This is a genomic window from Micromonospora echinofusca (assembly GCF_900091445.1).
Lineage (GTDB): Bacteria > Actinomycetota > Actinomycetes > Mycobacteriales > Micromonosporaceae > Micromonospora > Micromonospora echinofusca.
In genome coordinates this window covers 4249476-4265995 of the sequence record NZ_LT607733.1, presented here as the reverse complement: position 1 = coordinate 4265995, position 16520 = coordinate 4249476, and the positions used below count along the sequence as shown (strand labels likewise).

General features: G+C 73.7%; 15 protein-coding genes. 6 read left to right on the top strand and 9 right to left on the bottom strand.

Going from position 1 to position 16520, the window contains the following annotated elements; genetic code table 11:
• Window positions 1-4: 4 nt before the first annotated feature.
• Entirely contained in the window at window positions 5-1774 is a 1770-nt protein-coding gene (locus GA0070610_RS18035) for a hypothetical protein (protein WP_392567331.1), read from the bottom strand.
• Between the two features lie 152 nt (window positions 1775-1926).
• Window positions 1927-2571 carry a hypothetical protein gene (locus tag GA0070610_RS18030; RefSeq protein ID WP_089001127.1) on the bottom strand — a complete coding sequence of 215 codons (645 nt, stop codon included), beginning with the start codon at window positions 2569-2571 and terminating at the stop codon, window positions 1927-1929.
• A 541-nt stretch (window positions 2572-3112) separates the two neighbouring features.
• On the opposite strand from GA0070610_RS18030, the gene helR reads away from it, so the two are divergent.
• The gene (gene helR / locus GA0070610_RS18025; RefSeq protein ID WP_197697900.1) at window positions 3113-5257 is read left to right on the top strand and encodes an RNA polymerase recycling motor ATPase HelR; all 2145 of its coding nucleotides are present in this window, start codon (window positions 3113-3115) and stop codon (window positions 5255-5257) included.
• A 37-nt stretch (window positions 5258-5294) separates the two neighbouring features.
• On the opposite strand, the gene GA0070610_RS18020 is transcribed toward helR, so the two are convergent.
• The gene (locus GA0070610_RS18020; RefSeq protein WP_089001125.1) at window positions 5295-7799 is read right to left on the bottom strand and encodes a DEAD/DEAH box helicase; all 2505 of its coding nucleotides are present in this window, start codon (window positions 7797-7799) and stop codon (window positions 5295-5297) included.
• 97 nt (window positions 7800-7896) lie between these two features.
• On the bottom strand, window positions 7897-8610 hold the full coding sequence (trmB, locus tag GA0070610_RS18015) for a tRNA (guanosine(46)-N7)-methyltransferase TrmB (RefSeq protein ID WP_089001124.1): 714 nt from the start codon (window positions 8608-8610) through the stop codon (window positions 7897-7899).
• A gap of 142 nt (window positions 8611-8752) precedes the next feature.
• Between trmB and GA0070610_RS18010 the strand changes: the two genes are divergently transcribed.
• Entirely contained in the window at window positions 8753-9280 is a 528-nt protein-coding gene (locus GA0070610_RS18010) for a hypothetical protein (RefSeq protein WP_089001123.1), read from the top strand.
• Between the two features lie 8 nt (window positions 9281-9288).
• Complete coding sequence (locus GA0070610_RS18005) at window positions 9289-9966, top strand: class F sortase (RefSeq protein WP_089001122.1); 678 nt, start codon at window positions 9289-9291, stop codon at window positions 9964-9966.
• Window positions 9967-9982: 16 nt separating this feature from the next.
• Here GA0070610_RS18005 and GA0070610_RS18000 read toward each other — a convergent pair whose 3' ends face one another.
• The 3 genes from GA0070610_RS18000 to GA0070610_RS17990 all read right to left on the bottom strand — a co-directional run bounded on the left by GA0070610_RS18000 (window position 9983) and on the right by GA0070610_RS17990 (window position 12235).
• The gene (locus GA0070610_RS18000) at window positions 9983-10291 is read right to left on the bottom strand and encodes an antibiotic biosynthesis monooxygenase family protein (RefSeq protein WP_089001121.1); all 309 of its coding nucleotides are present in this window, start codon (window positions 10289-10291) and stop codon (window positions 9983-9985) included.
• Between the two features lie 188 nt (window positions 10292-10479).
• Complete coding sequence (locus tag GA0070610_RS17995; RefSeq protein WP_089001120.1) at window positions 10480-11277, bottom strand: exodeoxyribonuclease III; 798 nt, start codon at window positions 11275-11277, stop codon at window positions 10480-10482.
• Window positions 11278-11314: 37 nt separating this feature from the next.
• Window positions 11315-12235, bottom strand: coding sequence for a proteasome assembly chaperone family protein (locus GA0070610_RS17990; RefSeq protein WP_089001119.1), 921 nt, complete (start codon window positions 12233-12235; stop codon window positions 11315-11317).
• Window positions 12236-12656: 421 nt separating this feature from the next.
• Here GA0070610_RS17990 and GA0070610_RS17985 point away from each other — a divergent pair, with 421 nt between their 5' ends.
• The 3 genes from GA0070610_RS17985 to GA0070610_RS17980 all read left to right on the top strand — a co-directional run bounded on the left by GA0070610_RS17985 (window position 12657) and on the right by GA0070610_RS17980 (window position 14536).
• Complete coding sequence (locus tag GA0070610_RS17985) at window positions 12657-13493, top strand: peptidase M23 (RefSeq protein ID WP_089001118.1); 837 nt, start codon at window positions 12657-12659, stop codon at window positions 13491-13493.
• Between the two features lie 103 nt (window positions 13494-13596).
• Window positions 13597-13740 (top strand): hypothetical protein, encoded by a 144-nt coding sequence (locus tag GA0070610_RS30935; protein ID WP_172896546.1) that lies wholly within the window; start codon window positions 13597-13599, stop codon window positions 13738-13740.
• Between the two features lie 37 nt (window positions 13741-13777).
• Entirely contained in the window at window positions 13778-14536 is a 759-nt protein-coding gene (locus GA0070610_RS17980; protein WP_089001117.1) for an EcsC family protein, read from the top strand.
• A gap of 63 nt (window positions 14537-14599) precedes the next feature.
• Here GA0070610_RS17980 and GA0070610_RS17975 read toward each other — a convergent pair whose 3' ends face one another.
• Window positions 14600-15451: a GDSL-type esterase/lipase family protein gene (locus GA0070610_RS17975; RefSeq protein WP_089001116.1), complete on the bottom strand. Its 852-nt coding sequence runs from the start codon at window positions 15449-15451 to the stop codon at window positions 14600-14602.
• A 186-nt stretch (window positions 15452-15637) separates the two neighbouring features.
• Window positions 15638-16249 (bottom strand): antibiotic biosynthesis monooxygenase, encoded by a 612-nt coding sequence (locus tag GA0070610_RS17970; RefSeq protein ID WP_089001115.1) that lies wholly within the window; start codon window positions 16247-16249, stop codon window positions 15638-15640.
• Window positions 16250-16520: the final 271 nt, after the last annotated feature.

The following is a 16520-nucleotide window of genomic DNA, read 5'->3' as shown; positions in this document are numbered from 1 at the left end:
CCGGTCAGAGGCGGTAGACCAGCACACCATCGATCTCCTCCCGGGTGATGCCCAGCCCGTCGTACGGCCGTTGCGCGATGCCCTCCCACGGCGTGCCGGCGGCCCAGCCCGGCAGGGCCACCACGGAGCGCACCCCGATGCCCCGCAAGTACGCCACGCTGCCCGCGTCGGGGAAGGCGGCCGTCGCGGCCCGGGTCTGCGCCTGGGTGACCGGCTCGAACCCGGCGAGCCCGTTCGTCACCCGGGGGAACCCGTCCGTCGTCCAGGACATGAAGATCAGATCGAGCGCGCCGCCGGCGGGCAGCACCAGCATCGGCTCCGCCGCCGTACGCATCGCCGCCGGTGGTGGGGGCACCACCGGGTGCGCCGTCCGGTTGACCCCCTCCAGCCCGACGAGGGCCAGCGGCACCAGCAGCAGCACCGGCGCCAGGAACCTCGCCCGACCGTGGGACGCCCACCGGCGTACCGCCGTGGCGAACACCGTCACCGCACCCGCCGCCAGCAGCGCCAGCAGCAGGCTGGTCCAGTGCATCATCCGCCCCGGCGTGCGCAACGCGTCCCAGCCCGGCAGGTGCTTCGACAGCGTCAGGTAACCCGGATCGCCGTCGCCGCCGAGGGTGACCCCCAGGCCCAGCAGCACCGTGCCGAGCACGCCGAGCGCCACCGCGACCCGACGCCGGGCCGGATAGACCGAGACGAACAGCCCCGCCGCGGCCAACGCGAGCAGGACCATCCCGGGCAGCAGCGCCATCTCCGGCGGCCAGGTCAGCTGTTCGCGGGCCGCCGCGTGCCGCTCGCCCCACCACCACGAGTCCGCCGGGGCGGTGACGAAGCCGATCAGCGGCGGCGAGAACATCTCCGTCCAGGCCAGCGACCGTTCGGCCTGCGGATTGAGGTCGACGACGCGCAGGTAGACCAGGCCCAGCAGCAGCGTGCCCGCCCCGAAGACGGCCCCGCCGGCCAGGTCGGCGACCAGCAACCGCCGGCCGAACGCGGGCCGTCGCCCCCGCCGCCACCACGACCAGCCGTAGCCGCCGGCCCCGACCAGCACCGCGGCCAGCAGGAAGTACACCAGGGGCAGCCCGATGCCGAAGCCCAGGCTGATCTGCCAGGCGGCGACGAGCCACCCCGCGAGGGCCCAGCCCGGTCGCCGGCGCTGCGGGCGGTACCCGTGCCGCAACGACCAGCCGTGCCCGCGCGCCAGCATCGCCAGGCACAGCGCGATCCCGCCGCTGGAGAGGATGTTGAGGTGCCCGGCGTGCGCCAGGCGCCAGGGCGCGTACGCCCACGCGACCCCGGCGACCGCCCCGCCCAGCCGGCCCGCCCCGAGCTGCCGGGCCAGCGCGTACGCCCCGACGAAGGCCAGCGCGTGCACCAGCACGTACGCCACGTTGTAGCGGACCAGGGCGGCCTCGAAACCCGAGCCGAGCATGCCGAGCGGGGCGTAGCCGAGCAGGGTGTCGCTGTAGGCGTACGTGTGGGTCTCGGGGAAGAACGTGTTGGAGTGCCAGAGGCCGGCCGGGTTGTTCAGCAGGGCGTGCCCGGCCCAGGCCATCTGCCACGTCTGCAACGTGGGGTCGCCGATGTCGCCGGGGATCGTGCTCGCCGGATGCCGCATCGTCGGCCAGGTCAGCACCACCGCCAGCAGCAGCCCGCCGAGCACCGCCAGCGTCCATTCGTGCCACAGCCATCGCCACCGCTCCCGCCGGCCGGCGGGCCCGGGGGCGGGCACCTGGTCGTCTTCGGCGATCTCGGCGGGTGGACGGGCGTCCATGGACCCGGTGGTCATGAAGATAGATGATTCACGATGCTGGGCGCCGTGTCGATCCGCCGCCCGGGATGTGGGCTTCCGCGCGGATCCCCGGTTGGCGCCCGGCCCGGCCATGTCGGCCGGGCCGGGCGAGCGGATCGGGTGGTGGGAAGGGATCAGGCGGCGGTGGCCCAGATGGCCCGGAAGGCCGCCGCCTCGCCGGCCAGCCAGCGCTCGATCTGCTCGGGGCGGGCGTCGGCGGGCATGCGGTGGGCCTCGCCCCGACGCACGTCGACCAGGACCGGCTCGGCGTGCGGGAGCACCGCGTCCATGTGCCGGGCCATCAGGTGCAGGGTGGCGAGCGTCGCCTCCTCGCTGGGCGGTGCCTCGTCGAAGTGCAGTCGGACGGCCTCGACGCGACCGTCGGCGTGTCGTACGCCGAACTGGGGGTTGACCTTGACGGGGAGGTCGCCCAGCATCGCGAGCGCGTCGCGGGTCTGGGCGAGGTCGACGTCCCTCGGCTCGCCGAGGGAACGCAGCCAGGCCGTCGCGCCGGGGACGAGGGCCTGGTAGAGCGGTCGCCAGCGGGGCTTGACCACGTCGACCACCTGGTCGAGATGGGTGCCGCCGGTGTGGAAGGCGATGTCGGCCTTGAGCGCCTTGACGAACTGGCCGTGCGGGTTGAAGCCGGAGCGGCTGACCCGCTGCTTGCGCAGCCCCCCGACGAAGGTGGCCTTCGTCGGGCCGGTGCGGTCGACGTAGCGGGTGAAGCCGAGCAGGGTGGCGTAGGGGGTGGGTGGGGCGGAGGCGGGCGTGGTCACGGGCGTCCTCCCAGGTCAGGACCTCGATTAGTACACACATTCTAATCGACGGGTGTGACATCTCCCAGGCTTTGCGGAGCGTTCCTCAGGCGTCCTGGCGAGGGCGGGCACGATGGCAGGTCACCCCTGCGTCGCGGAAGATCCACACCATGCCGGCGGCCCCCGCCGGGGCGCGCTGCGGCGCCGTCGCACGTGCCGGGCCGGGGAATGTCCGCCTGGCCGCTGCGCCGTGGCGCGCGGCACCCATTCGCGAAGGGTTTTCCGCCCCGGACAGAAATAAAGGGAAAGGAGAGCGTCCGCCCCTTTCCCTTCTCAACGTATATCGCACTGGGGGGCTTGCGGCAAGACCCGGTCCGTGCCGCAGAATCACCGGCCGAGGCCGCGAGCTGCGGAAACGGAATCCCATGAAATGGATGAGTCGTCGTCGTGCGGCCCGCGCGGAAACGTCGGGCCGACGGTGGCGCGCCCGGGCGTATGCCGCGTGAACCGCGCGGCATCGCGAGCCAGGACCCTGAACGAGATCGGAGTTGCCGTGAATCCTCTGACGGCCAGCGCGTTCGACCTTCCCGACCACCTCGCCGCCAAGGCCGATCCGACGCTGATCGCCGCCGACGAGCGGCACTTCGCGGCCGTCGCGCGCAGCATCGAGCAGTCGGGCACCGAGTTGTCCGACCGCCTCGACGCCGAGCGCCGGGCCCCCGGTGGCAAGGGCCGGCAGGCGGTGGACCGGGACATGGAGGTCCGTCGGCTGGCCGCCCGCCTGCGCACACTGCGCCGCTTCGGCGTGGACCTGTGCCTCGGCCGCATGGTCCGCGCCGACGATTGCGCGCCCGTGTACGTCGGGCGACGCGGCCTTACCGACGGCGCGGGCGGACGACTGCTGCTCGACTGGCGTTCCCCCGCGGCCGAGCCGTTCTTCGCGGCGACCCACGCCAACCCGATGGGCCTGGCGAGCCGCCGCCGGTACCGCTGGACGCGCGGCCGGATCACCGACTACTGGGACGAGGTGTTCACCCCGGACGCCCTCGCGGGGCACGCCGCCACGCTCGACGACCAGTCCGCCTTCATCGCCAGCCTGGGCGCCAGCAGGTCGCCGCGGATGCGCGACGTGCTCGGCACGATCCAGGCCGACCAGGACGCCATCATCCGCGCGGGATCGAGCGGGGCGCTCGTCGTGGACGGCGGTCCCGGCACCGGCAAGACCGTCGTCGCGCTGCACCGCACCGCGTACCTGCTCTACGCCGACCCGCGCCTCGGTCACCGCCGGGGCGGCGTGCTGTTCGTCGGGCCGCACCAGCCCTACCTGGCGTACGTCTCCGACGTGCTGCCCAGCCTGGGGGAGGAGGAGGTGCAGACCTGCACCCTGCGCGACCTCGTGCCCGAGGGCGCCTCGGCGGGCGTCGAGACCGACCCGGAGGTGGCCCGGCTGAAGTCGTCGGCGGCGATGGTGAAGGCGATCGAGTCGGCCGTCAGGTTCTACGAGGAGCCGCCGAGCGCACCGCTGACGGTCAGCACGGACGAGGCCCACATCCGGCTGCGCGCCGCCGACTGGGCCGAGGCGTTCGAGGCGTCGGGACCCGGTACGCCCCACAACGAGGCGCGCGACGAGGTCTGGGAGGAACTGCTCACGATCCTGGTGGAGAAGTACGACGGCGACGAGCCCGACGACCTGGTCCGCGCCTCGCTGCTGCGAAACCGGGAGCTGCGTACGGCGTTCAACCGGGCCTGGCCGCTGATCGAGGCGACCGACCTCGTCGGCGACCTGTGGTCGGTGCCCGCCTATCTGCGCCGGTGCGCTCCCTGGCTCAGCCCCGACGAGGTCCGCACGTTGCAGCGCCCCGACGCCCGGGCGTGGACGGTGTCCGACCTGCCGCTGCTGGACGCGGCACGGCAACGGCTCGGCGACGCGGAGGCGTCCGGGCGCCGGCGCCGGCAGGAGGCCGTCGTCGCCGTCGAACGCGCGCGCATGGCCGCCGTCGTCGACGACCTGATCGAGGCCGACACCTACGACGACGGCGAGGGCGTGCTGTCGAGCCTGCGCCAGCTGGACCTCCAGGACGCCCTGGTCGACGAGACCGCCCTGCCCCACGTCGAACCGGACCTGCTCGCCGGACCGTTCGCCCACATCGTGGTGGACGAGGCTCAGGAGGTGACCGACGCCGAGTGGCAGATGCTGCTGCTGCGCTGCCCGTCGGGGAGCTTCACCATCGTCGGGGACCGCGCCCAGGCCCGGCGCGGGTTCACCGAGTCGTGGCGGGCACGGCTGGAGCGCATCGGGCTCGACCGGATCACCCTGACCTCCCTGACCGTCAACTACCGGACGCCGGAAGAGGTCATGGCGGAGGCCGAGCCCGTCATCCGGGCCGTGCTCCCCGACGCCAACGTGCCGACCTCCATCCGCGGCGGCGGCGCTCCCGTCGTACGCGGATCCGCCGCCGACCTGGGTCCGATCCTCGACACGTGGCTCGCCGCGCACGCCGAGGGGACCGCGTGCGTCATCGGCGATCCCACGTTCCGGGCGACGTCCCGGGTCCGGTCGCTGACGCCGGAGCTGGCGAAGGGGCTCGAGTTCGACCTGGTCGTCCTCGTCGACCCGGAGGCCTTCGGCGCAGGCGTCGAGGGAGCGGTCGACCGCTACGTGGCGATGACCCGGGCGACCCGGCAACTCGTCGTCCTCACCACGTGACCGTGGGAGCGGCCTCCGACCACAGCCGCCGCGAGGGTCAGAGCTGCCCGACCGAGGTGATCCGGACGACCGCCGCGCCCGCCTCGTCGGAGGCCGCGAGGTCGACCTCGGCGCTGATGCCCCAGTCGTGGTCCTCGTCGGGGTCGTCGAGGATCTGCCGGACCGTCCACCGTTCCCGACCCTGCTCGATCATCAGCAGCGCGGGGCCGCGGGCGTCCGGCCCCACCCCGATGGAGTCGTACGCCTCGAAGTACGGCTCCAGGGCGTCGGCCCAGGCGTCCGCGTCCCAGCCCGACGCGGCGTCCAGCTCGCCGAGGTCGTACCAGCGGCGCAGGGCGGCCAGCTCGACGCGGCGGAACAGGGCGTTGCGCACCAGCACCCGGAAGGCGCGGGCGTTGCGGGTGACCGCCGGCACCCGGTCGTCCAGCGCCTCGGCGGCCTCGGCGGCGTCGGTGGGGTTGCGCAGCCGCTCCCACTCGTCGATGAGGCTGGAGTCCACCTGCCGGACCAGCTCGCCGAGCCACTCGATGAGGTCGATCAGCTCCTCGGTCTTGGCGTCCTCGGGCACCGTCTGCCGCAGCGTCTTGTACGCGTCGGCGAGGTAGCGCAGCACGAGGCCCTCGGATCGGGTCAGCCCGTAGAACTGCACGTACTCGGTGAAGGTCATCGCCCGCTCGTACATGTCCCGCACGACCGACTTGGGGGAGAGCTGGTGGTCGGCCACCCACGGGTGCCCCTGCCGGTACATCTCGTACGCCGAGTCCAGCAGTTCCGCGAGGGGCTTCGGCCAGGTCACGCCGTCGAGCAGTTCGAGGCGGGCCTCGTACTCGATGCCCTCCGCCTTCATGGCGGCGACCGCCTCGCCGCGGGCCTTGAACTGCTGCGCGGAGAGCACCTGGCGCGGGTCGTCGAGGATCGACTCGACCACCGAGAGCACGTCGAGGGCGTACGCGGGGGACTCGACGTCGAGCAGCTCGATAGTGGCCAGCGCCAGCGGGGAGAGCGGCTGGTTGAGGGCGAAGTCGAGCTGGAGGTCGACGGTGAGGCGGACCCGCCGGCCGGTCTCGTCGGGCTCGTCGAGCTGCTCGACGACGCCGCCCGCGCGCAGCGCCCGGTAGATGGCGATGGCGCGGCGGACGTGCCGGCGCTGGGCGGCACGCTCCTCGTGGTTGTCGGTGAGCAGGTGGCGCATCGCGGCGAACGCGTCGCCGGGGCGGCCGATGACGTTGAGCAGCATCGAGTGACTGACGTGGAAGCTGGAGGTCAGCGGCTCCGGCTCGGCCTCGACGAGGCGGTCGAAGGTGGGCCTACCCCAGCCGATCGACCCCTCCGGCGGCTTCTTGCGCACCACCTTGCGCCGCTTCTTCGGGTCGTCGCCGGCCTTGGCGAGCGCCTTCTCGTTCTCGATGACGTGCTCGGGGGCCTGCACGACGACCCGGCCGACGGTGTCGAACCCGGCCCGCCCGGCGCGCCCGGCGATCTGGTGGAACTCGCGGGCCTTGAGCAGCCGGGTGCGCACCCCGTCGTACTTGGACAGGCCGGTGAACAGCACGGTGCGGATGGGCACGTTGATGCCCACCCCGAGGGTGTCGGTGCCGCAGATGACCTTGAGTAGGCCGGCCTGGGCCAGGGTCTCGACGAGCCGGCGGTACTTGGGCAGCATCCCGGCGTGGTGCACGCCGATGCCGTGCCGCACCAGCCGGGACAGGGTCTTGCCGAAGCCGGAGGTGAACCGGAAGTTTCCGATCGCGGTGGCGATCATGTCCTTCTCGGCGCGGGTGCAGACGTTGACGCTCATCAGGGCCTGTGCGCGTTCCAGGGCGGCGGCCTGGGTGAAGTGCACGACGTAGACGGGTGCCTGCTTCGTCTCCAGCAGCTCCTCGAGGGTCTCGTGCAGCGGCGTCATCGCGTACGAGAAGATCAGCGGAACCGGCCGCTCGGCGGAGCGGACGACGGCGGTGGGCCGGCCGGTGCGCCGGGTCAGGTCGTCGACGAAGCGGGTGGTGTCGCCCAGCGTGGCGGACATCAGGACGAACTGCGCCTGCGGCAGCTCGATCAGCGGCACCTGCCACGCCCAGCCCCGGTCGGGCTCGGCGTAGAAGTGGAACTCGTCCATGATCACCTGGCCGACGTCGGCGCGCTCGCCCTCGCGTAGCGCGAGGTTGGCCAGGATCTCGGCGGTGCAGCAGATGATCGGCGCGTCGGCGTTGACGCTGGCGTCGCCGGTCAGCATGCCGACGTTGTCGGCGCCGAAGACCTCGCAGAGGGCGAAGAACTTCTCCGACACCAGCGCCTTGATCGGGGCGGTGTAGAAGGTCGTCCGGTCGTCGGCCAGGGCCGCGAAGTGCGCCGCGATGGCGACCAGGCTCTTGCCGGACCCGGTCGGCGTGTTCATGATCAGGTTGGCGCCGGAGACGATCTCGATGACCGCCTCCTCCTGATGGGGATAGAGGTCGAGGCCGCGCTCCTTCGCCCAGCCGGCGAACGCGTCGAAGAGGGTGTCGGGGTCGGCGCTTGTCGGCAGCGCGGCGGTGAGCGTCATAGCGCGTCCATGGTGCCTGGATCATGCCCCCGAGCGCCAACCGGCCGGGCGGGAGAGACGGGAAAGGGCCGCTTCGGCGCCGGAGCGGCTTCCGCCGTCACGACCGGCGGTGGATCAGGTCGAAGATCGGGCGGTCCGCCCGCAGGGCCCGGCGCTCGAACTTGGTGACCGGGCGGTGGGCGGGGCGGGGCGCGAAGCCGTCGTGCGCGTCGACCAGCCCCGGGTCGGCGTCCAGGGTGGCCCGCATCGCCTCGGCGTACTCGGCCCAGTCGGTGGCGCAGTGCAGGGTGCCGCCGGGCGCCAGCCGGGAGCGCAGCAGCGCGACGTGGGCCGGCTGGATGATCCGCCGCTTGTGGTGCCGGGACTTGGGCCAGGGGTCGGGGAAGAAGACGTGCACGGCGTCCAGCGACGCCTCCGGCAGGCCCGCCACGAGGTCAAGGGCGTCGCCCTGGGCCACCCGTACGTTGCGCAGGCCGTGCCGCTCCACCAGGTCCAGCAGGTTGGCGATTCCGGGCGTGTGCACCTCGACCGCCAGATAATCTCGGTCGGGGTCGGCGGCGGCCATCTCGGCCGTGGTGTCGCCCATCCCGGAACCGATCTCCAGCACCAGCGGGGCCCGTCGGCCGAACAGGGCGGCCAGGTCCACGGGCGTGCCGGGCCGCTCCGGGACGTGCAGGCCGTAGACCGGCCAGAGCCGATCGAGGGCCTCCGTCTGGCGGCTGCTCATCCGGCCACGGCGCGGGTGGAAGGTCCGGATCGTCCGGGCGGCGGGCGGCGCGGGGACGGCGGCGGGGAAGTCGGTGGAGGTCACAACGACCTGAGGGTACGCGACGACCGCGCCGAATCGGATGTGATGTTCGCCCGGGGATGAGAGGATCCATCCCGTACGGCAGACCGGGTGCCTGGTGTTGCCCCGGCGCTGCCCCAACGCGCCGGGAGGGGGCGTCGTGTCGGTGCACCGTGGCGGTGTGGCGCTCGCGATCGCGACCGTGGTCGTCGGGCCGCTGCTCGCGGCCGCGCCCGCCCTCGCCGGCGCGCCCCAGCCGGGGCCGCCGGGGCCGAACGTCTTCGTCGAGGTCAGCCCGAGCACGGTCGAGCCGGGGTTTCTCGTGGGGATCCGGGCCAGTTGCCGCAACAACTCCGTACCCGCCACCGTGGTCTCGGACGCCTTCGGTCGGGTGCAGGTGCAGCCGCAGGGCGGCACGTTGACCGCCGCGCCGATGGTGCGGGAGCGCACCCGCCCCGGCAACTACCGGATCAAGCTGGAGTGCCGCGACGGCGAGACCGCCTCGACCATGCTCCAGGTCGTCAAGGCCGTGCAGCCCAGCCGCGGCCCGGCGACCGGGTTCGGCGGTGGCGCCGGCGGCTTCACCGGCGGGCTGCTGCTTCCGGGTGGCCTCGCCCTGACCGTGACCGGCATCGTGCTCGCGGTCCGGGCGGCGCGCCGTCCGCGTACCGCCCGTGGCGCCGCCCGACGCTGAGCCGCCTCATGGCCACCACGCCCGCCCCGCAGCCGGCCGCCGCAGCGGCCCGGGGGCCACGGCCGCCCGGACGCCGCCCCTGGTCGGTGCCGCTGGCGGTGGTGCTGGTGCTGGCCGGGGTCTTCGCCACCGGCGCGGGACTGGGGCGCACCGCCGGGCCGCTCGACTGGGCCGCCGGCGGCGGGCAGGAGCGGCCGGCGCGCAGCGAGAGCGGGGCACTGTCGGCCAGCCGGCCGGTGCGCCTGTCGGTTCCCGCGATCGAGGTGTCCGCCGCGGTCGCCCCCGTGGGTCAGGCCCGGGACGGGTCGATCGCCGTACCGCCGCTGGAGCGCGCCGACGAGACCGGCTGGTACGACCGGGGCCCCACCCCGGGCGAGCCGGGCCCGTCGGTCATCGTCGGGCACGTGGACACCAAGCGCGGCCCGGCGGTCTTCCACGACCTGCACAAACTGCGCCCGGGCGACACCGTCGACGTGACCCGGGCCGACGGCTCGGTCGTGGTGTTCAAGGTCGACTCCGTGGAGCACTTCCCCAAGGAGCGGCTGCCGGCGGAACGGGTCTACGGCGACGAGGGCCCGCCGGGACTGCGCCTGATCACCTGCGGCGGCGACTGGCTCGGCGGCCGGACGGGCTACGCCGACAACATCATCGCCTTCGCCACCCTGCTCTCCTCCCGTCCCGCCTGAGCGGCGGGAGGGCGGGTCAGGATCGGCCGGGGACCTGCTGGACGACCTCGAACTCCAGGAGGGTGGCGCCGGAGGCGACCGGGGGACGTTTCTCGCCGGCGTGGGCGGCGCGCGACGGGCCGGCCGCCCATGCCTGGTAGGCCTCCTCGCTCTCCCAGCGGGTGTACACGAAGTACCGGTTCTCCCCGGCCACCGGGCGCAGCAGCTCGAAGCCGAGGAATCCGGGGGAGTTCTCCACCGCCCCGGCCCGGGCGGCGAACCGCTTCTCCAGCTCCTCGCCGGCACCGGGCGGGACGTCGATCGCGTTGATCTTCACGACTGCCATGGCTCCACCCTACGGTCTGTCCCAAGAACCGTGACCGGCTGCGCCGGACCCCGCCGGCCGGCGGTGTAGCCGCTCACCCTGATACCACACAGGTATTTTTATGCCACACAGGTATCAGCGTTCCGGTGGCGGTGGTCCATCAGCCTGGGCGTGCCCTCGGGAGGACGCCCTGGCGACGACGCGGGGGCTCAGAACGACTCGACCGCCGGAACCAGGTCGGCGTCGAGGACGATCGGCGCGTGGTCGGAGGGGCCCTTGCCCTTGCGGGCCTCCCGGTCCACGTACGCCGAGCGGACCGCCCGGGCGAACGGCGCCGAGGCGTACACGAGGTCGATCCGCATGCCCTTGTTCTGGTGGAACATGCCCGCCCGGTAGTCCCAGTAGGTGAACGGGTGCGGGCCCTTCATCGGGGTGGGCACCACGTCGGAGAGCCCGAGGTCGCGCAGCGCCGCGAGGGCCGCCCGCTCCGCCGGGGTGACGTGCGTGGAGTGGGTGAAGACCGCCGGGTCCCAGACGTCGGCGTCGGTGGGCGCCACGTTGAAGTCGCCGCAGACCGCCAACGGCAGGCCGCCGGTCAGCTCCGCCTCCAGCGCGTCGCGCAGCGCTGCGAACCAGGCCAGCTTGTACGCGTAGTGCGGGTCGTCCGGGGCCCGGCCGTTCGGCACGTACACCGACCAGACCCGGACCCCGTCGCAGGTCGCCGAGATGGCCCGGGCCTCCGGATCGGGGAAGCCCGGTTCGCCGGGGAACCCCACCGTCACGTCGGCCAGGCCGACCCGGGACAGGATGGCCACCCCGTTCCACCGGCCGTCGCTGTGGCTGGCCACCGTGTAGCCCAGCTCGCCCACCTCGGCGGTCGGGAAGGCGCCGTCCGGGCACTTCGTCTCCTGGAGGCAGACGACGTCCGGCCCGGTGCCGGCCAACCAGTCCAGCAGCCGGGGCAGGCGGGCCTTCACCGAGTTCACGTTCCAGGTCGCCAGACGCATGTGACCAGCCTGCCCCATCCCCGCGCGCGTCGCCGGGTCAGCTGCCCGGGGTGTCGCCCGGGCGGGTCTGCTCGGCCAGGAACCGCTCCAGCTCGGCGCCCAGCTCGTCGGCGGTGGGCAGCGGCCCGACCTCGGCGGCGAGCAGGTTCTTCTCGCCCCGGCCGCGCGCGAACGCGTCGTACTGCTCCTCCAGGGCCTGCACCAGTTGGGCGGCGTCGTCGGTCTGGGCGACCTGCCGGTCGATCTCTACCCGGACCACCTCGGCCGCCGAGCGCAGGCCGTCGCGGGGCAGCAGCAGCCCGGTGCTGCGCGACACGGAGGCGAGCAGCACCTCGGCGGCGGCCGGGTACTCGGTCTGCGCCACGTAGTGCGGCACGTGGGCGGCGAAGCCGAGGGCGTCGCGGCCCAGCTCACCGAGGCGGTACTCCAGCAGGTGGCCGACGCTGCCAGGCACCTGCACGCGCTGCAACCACGGCTCGTAGCCGGCGATCAGCTCGCGGCGGGTGGCGTGCGCGGTCACCCCGGCCGGCCGGGTGTGCGGCACGGCCATCGGGATCGAGTTGAGCCCGACGGTGAGCCGGACGTCCAGCCGCGCCGAGATTCCGGCGATCGCGGCCACGAAACGCTCCCACTGAAGGTCCGGCTCCGGGCCGGTGAGCAGCAGGAAGGGCGTCTCGTCGTCGTCGCGGAGCAGGTGCAGCTCCAGCGCCGGGGCGTCGTACGACTCCCAGTGGTCCTCGACGAAGGTCATCACCGGCCGGCGCGAGCGGTAGTCGAAGAGCTGGTCGACGTCGAACCGGGCGATGGGGCGGGCGTCCAGGGAGGTGAGCAGCTGCTCCCTGGCCAGTCGGGTGGCGCTGCCGGCGTCGACGAAGCCGGTGAGGGTCTGGATCAGCACCGGCTGACCGAGGTCGGGCAGATCGTCGGTGAGCTCGTAGAGCTCGTGTGGGTCGAGCACCGGTGCGGACCTCCCTGGTTGTGCGTACGGGGTCGCCGTGCGGGGACGGCACCCGGTTCGGGAAACGTACCCGCCATCCTCGTGCATTCCGCGCCGCGCCCCGCCACGGGTCGCCATCCGACCAGTAATCGGGCGTATGCCCGCAAGTCCACCGTCGGGCGACGAGGCATGGCCGTCAGGGTGACCAGACTATCGACCGAACGGGGGAGTTTGTAGATCATGGGCCGGTCGCCGGTGGTTTGTCCGCGTTCCGGGTGCGCCGGGCCGCTCCGGGGGCCTCCGGAGGTCTGACCGGTCCGCGAGGTGTGTCCCGAGGGCTGCCCGGCTCGGCGCGGGCGTCCACCCGACCTGGGCCATATCGTGAGGAAAGCCACGAGATCACCTCGGGTGCTCAGCCTGTCGGCCTGCCTAGCCTCGGCTGATGCCTGACGACCGCACCCTCGATGACCAGCTCACCCCGAGCGAGCCGATCGACCGTTCGGACGATACCCCCTCGTGCGATCGGTCAACCAGCCTGCGCGCCGCTGCGGCGTACGCCCGCCTGCTGACGCGCGGGCCCGCCCGGGCCCGGATCGTCCTCGCCACCGGCGTCCTTTGCTGCCTCGGACTGACCGCCGTCGCGCAGGGCGCGCGGGACGGATCCGCCGACGCCACACCCGCCGCTGCCCCCTCCGCGCTCGCCGAGCGCGCCGAGCCGGACCCGGCCTCTCGCGGTCTGGAACGCGTCGCCGTCTCCGCCAGCCCCACCCGAACCGTCGACCCGGACACCACCACCCCCGCCCCGAAGAAGACCACCCGCAAGCCGGTCGACCCCGCCCCGGTGGTCGGGCTCGACAACGCCCAGATGGAGAACGCCGAGGAGATCGTGCGGACCGGACGCGAGATGGGGATGCCCCGGCGCGCGCTGGTGATCGCGGTCGCCACCGCGATGCAGGAGAGCAACCTCTACAACGTCGCCAGCGGGGTGCTCCCCGAGTCGCGCGAGTACCCGCACCAGGGCATCGGGTGGGACCACGACTCGGTCGGGCTGTTCCAGCAGCGCTCCAGCAGCGGCTGGGGCGAGGTCGGCGACCTGATGGACCCGGAGTTCGCCACCCGGCAGTTCCTCTCGGCGCTGGCGCGGGTGCCGGGCTGGCAGCAGATGCGGCTCACCGATGCCGCCCAGGCGGTGCAGATCTCCGCCTACCCGGAGCACTACGCCAAGCACGAGTGGCGCGCCACCAAGGTCGTCGCGGCGTGCCTGGAGGCCGGACAGTAGGCTCTGAACGACCATAGTGGACGGTTGCGGTTCGGGCATCCGGGGTACAGGTGTTGTCGCTCCGAGGTACACATGGAACAGGCGCCACCGACTGGAGGACGACATGTCACTGATGCAGCGGATCACCACCTTCCTGCGCTCGCCCAAGGGCCAGCAGATGGTCGACCGTGGCCGGCGCGAGCTGGCCAAGCCCGGCACCCAGCAGAAGCTGAGGGGCCTCGCGGCCAAGTTCCAGAACCGCCGCTGACCGTCACCGACGCCCTCTCCGACCCCCGGGAGACCCTGTGACCGATTCCGTGCCCACCGACGACCAGCCCGTCGCCGGGGGACCGCAGCCGCCGGCCGTGGTTCCGGCACCGACGCAGGAGGCCACCGAGGCGCCGCCGCTGAAGCTCTGGGACCGGATGCGGGAGGACCCGCAGTACGCCCCGGAGCACCTCGCCCTGGAGGCCGTACGCCGGCTGGGGCCGGAGGCGGCGCAGTGGGCCGCGCGGGCCCGGGCCGAGCAGCCCGGGGCCACCGCCGAGGCCCTGGCGGAGCAGGCGGTACGCAAGTTCGTCAACCACGCCCGCCTCTCCGGGGCGGTCTCGGGCGCCGCCGGGCTGCCCGGTGCCGTGATCGACGTGGGGGTGCTGGCCTGGACCCAGGCCCGGATGGTGCTGCACATCGCCGCCGCGTACGGCGTCGACCCGCTGAACGGCGACCGGGCCACCGACCTGCTGGTGTTGCAGAAGGTGCACAAGGTCGCCGAGAGCGCCCGGCTCGCGCTCGGGGTGGCGGCCGGCCGGGAGCGCGCCGGGGCTCTCTTCGGCAGCGGCGGGCAGAACCCGCTCGGCAAGGTGATGCTGCGCCTCGGCGTACGCCTGGCCCAGATGGCCGGGGTGCGCGCGGCGAAGCGGATCTTCGCCAAGGTGGTGCCCGGTGCGGCGATCGTCCTGGGCACGTGGGCCAACTCGTCGGCCACCAAGGACCTCGCGGTGCGTTCCCGCGCCCTCTACCGTCAGCACGGCGGACCCACCGTCCCCGAACCCCGCCGGCCCTGATCCGGCGTCCTCGACGCCGCCTGCGCGCCCGGTCCGTACGGGCCGGTGCGCCGGGTGGCGGGGTCAGGAGCCGAGGCCCGAGGCGCGCCACGCCACGTCGGCCAGGCGCTCCTGCCCCGCGGCGTTCGGGTGGAACCAGTCCAGCGGGTTGACCAGCTCCAGGTCGAACCGCACCCGGTGCACCGCCCCGCCGTCGTGCCGGCAGCGCGAGCCGTACGCCTTGCAGGCGGCGACGAGCTGCGTGTTGTAGTCGGCGATGCGCTCCCGCACGGCCGCCCGACGCGCCCGGTCGAGCGGATCCGTCGAGGTGGGGTTCGCCAGCAGCGCCGGGCAGACGCCCCGCTTCCAGGCCCGCACCGCCCGCGCGTCGGTGTGCCCGACCTCCCAGAGCCGGTGCAGGTTCGGCACGCTCACCACCAGCACCCGGGCCTTCGGCCGGCCCTGCCGCAGCACCCGCAGGCCGCGGTCGACGTCGGCGCGGAACTGCTTGACCGGGGTCATCGCCTCGATGCCGCCCCGGCACACGTCGTTGGCGCCGATCAGCACGGTGACGTGGTCGACGCGGTCGCGTACCGCCCGCTTGGCCTGCCCCTCCAGCGCCGCCGCGCGGGCCCCGGGGCTGGCGTGGTTGTGGGCCCGGCCCCGGATCGCCGGGTTCCGGTCGAGCAGGCGCCGGTAGAGGCTGTCGACGCGCAGCCCGTCACCGGTGGACCAGGAGTTGCGCTCGCACGAGACCAGCACCAGGCAGGAGCCGAACCCGGTGCTGATCGAGTCGCCGAGGGCCGCGATGCCGCCGGGCGAGCCGGGCGACGGGGTCTCCCGGGGCGGGCGGGAGCCCGGCTCCCCGCCGCCCTCGCAGGCGAGCGCGACCAGCGCCAGCAGGCAGGCGGCCACGGTGACCCAGCGTCGAGGCATACCATCCCCAGTCCCGCAGCGGAGAGCGACAGCGCGGCAACTCTAAGCGTGGCTGCGGTGGGGTGGCCCGCCGCTGTCGGCTATGCGGCAGACGGCTGTTCCGGCGCGGCTGCGCGTGCTAGGCGCGCGGATCGCGGGCCAGGCGGCGGTCGGCGTGTCGGGCGGGACCAGCGCGGCAGGCGGCGGTCAGCGCGCCAGGCGCCAGGGCGCGGCCTGGCCGTGCAGCCACCAGTGCAGGGTCCGGGTGATCCGGGGCAGCACCAGGTAGGTCATCAGCGGGGTCAGCGTGAGGGTCATCAGGAGCACCCGGGCGGCCAGCGGCACGTCCGGGAGGAACCGGCTGGTGAGCAGCGTCGCGGTCAGGCTGAGCGGGAAGAACGCCAGCCAGATGGTCACCGCCTGCTTCCAGCGCGGTGGGGAGGGCGGCGGGACCGTCGGCTCGGCGCTGACCGGCACGGTCTGCGCCACGTGCTCCCGCGGCGGGTCGAACCAGCCCTCGACGCCGGTACGCCGCTCGACCCGGGTGTGCTCGACGATGCCCTGCGCGGAGGAGAGCCACCAGTGCCGCTGCGGGGACTCCTCCCAGCGGCGCAGCGTGTCGTGGTCGGCGAAGCGGTAGATGATGTGCCACTCCCCGGAGCCGGGCGCGCTGCGTACCCAGCCGGACCCGAGGAACCCCGGGAACGCCTCGGCCAGCGCCGTGCCGGCCCGCATCCAGGCCACCATCTCGCTGGTCCGGGCGGGGTCGGTGCGCCGGGCGACGGCGACGGTCACCGGCAGCGCGTGGGTCATCGTCATACCGGCCATCCTCTCCGGTCGGAGCCGGTTCGACAGGCTCACCGGTCGCCGGTGTAACGCACCCCACCAGCGGGGTGACGCGGCCCACCGGCAGGGCGGACGGCGGTGCGCCGCCGGGGGGCGACGTGGGCGACCGGCAGGGTGGCGGTCGACCTGTCCACGCGGCGGGCGCCGAAGGACTTCACGGCGTACGCCGCCGACGCGGCGGCCCGGGGCGCCTGGCGCACGGACGAGGACGCCCCGGGGAGCCGACCGGCCGGGGCGGGTTAAG

What these genes read in the sequence shown, in the direction of transcription:
- GA0070610_RS18035 (WP_392567331.1), bottom strand. Translation starts at nt 1,774, where the DNA reads ATGGACGCCCGTCCACCCGCCGAGATCGCCGAAGACGACCAGGTGCCC.
- GA0070610_RS18020 (WP_089001125.1), bottom strand. Translation starts at nt 7,799, where the DNA reads ATGACGCTCACCGCCGCGCTGCCGACAAGCGCCGACCCCGACACCCTC.
- GA0070610_RS18005 (WP_089001122.1), top strand. Translation starts at nt 9,289, where the DNA reads ATGGCCACCACGCCCGCCCCGCAGCCGGCCGCCGCAGCGGCCCGGGGG.
- GA0070610_RS18000 (WP_089001121.1), bottom strand. Translation starts at nt 10,291, where the DNA reads ATGGCAGTCGTGAAGATCAACGCGATCGACGTCCCGCCCGGTGCCGGC.
- GA0070610_RS17995 (WP_089001120.1), bottom strand. Translation starts at nt 11,277, where the DNA reads ATGCGTCTGGCGACCTGGAACGTGAACTCGGTGAAGGCCCGCCTGCCC.
- GA0070610_RS17985 (WP_089001118.1), top strand. Translation starts at nt 12,657, where the DNA reads ATGCCTGACGACCGCACCCTCGATGACCAGCTCACCCCGAGCGAGCCG.
- GA0070610_RS30935 (WP_172896546.1), top strand. Translation starts at nt 13,597, where the DNA reads ATGTCACTGATGCAGCGGATCACCACCTTCCTGCGCTCGCCCAAGGGC.
- GA0070610_RS17975 (WP_089001116.1), bottom strand. Translation starts at nt 15,451, where the DNA reads ATGCCTCGACGCTGGGTCACCGTGGCCGCCTGCCTGCTGGCGCTGGTC.
- GA0070610_RS17970 (WP_089001115.1), bottom strand. Translation starts at nt 16,249, where the DNA reads ATGACGATGACCCACGCGCTGCCGGTGACCGTCGCCGTCGCCCGGCGC.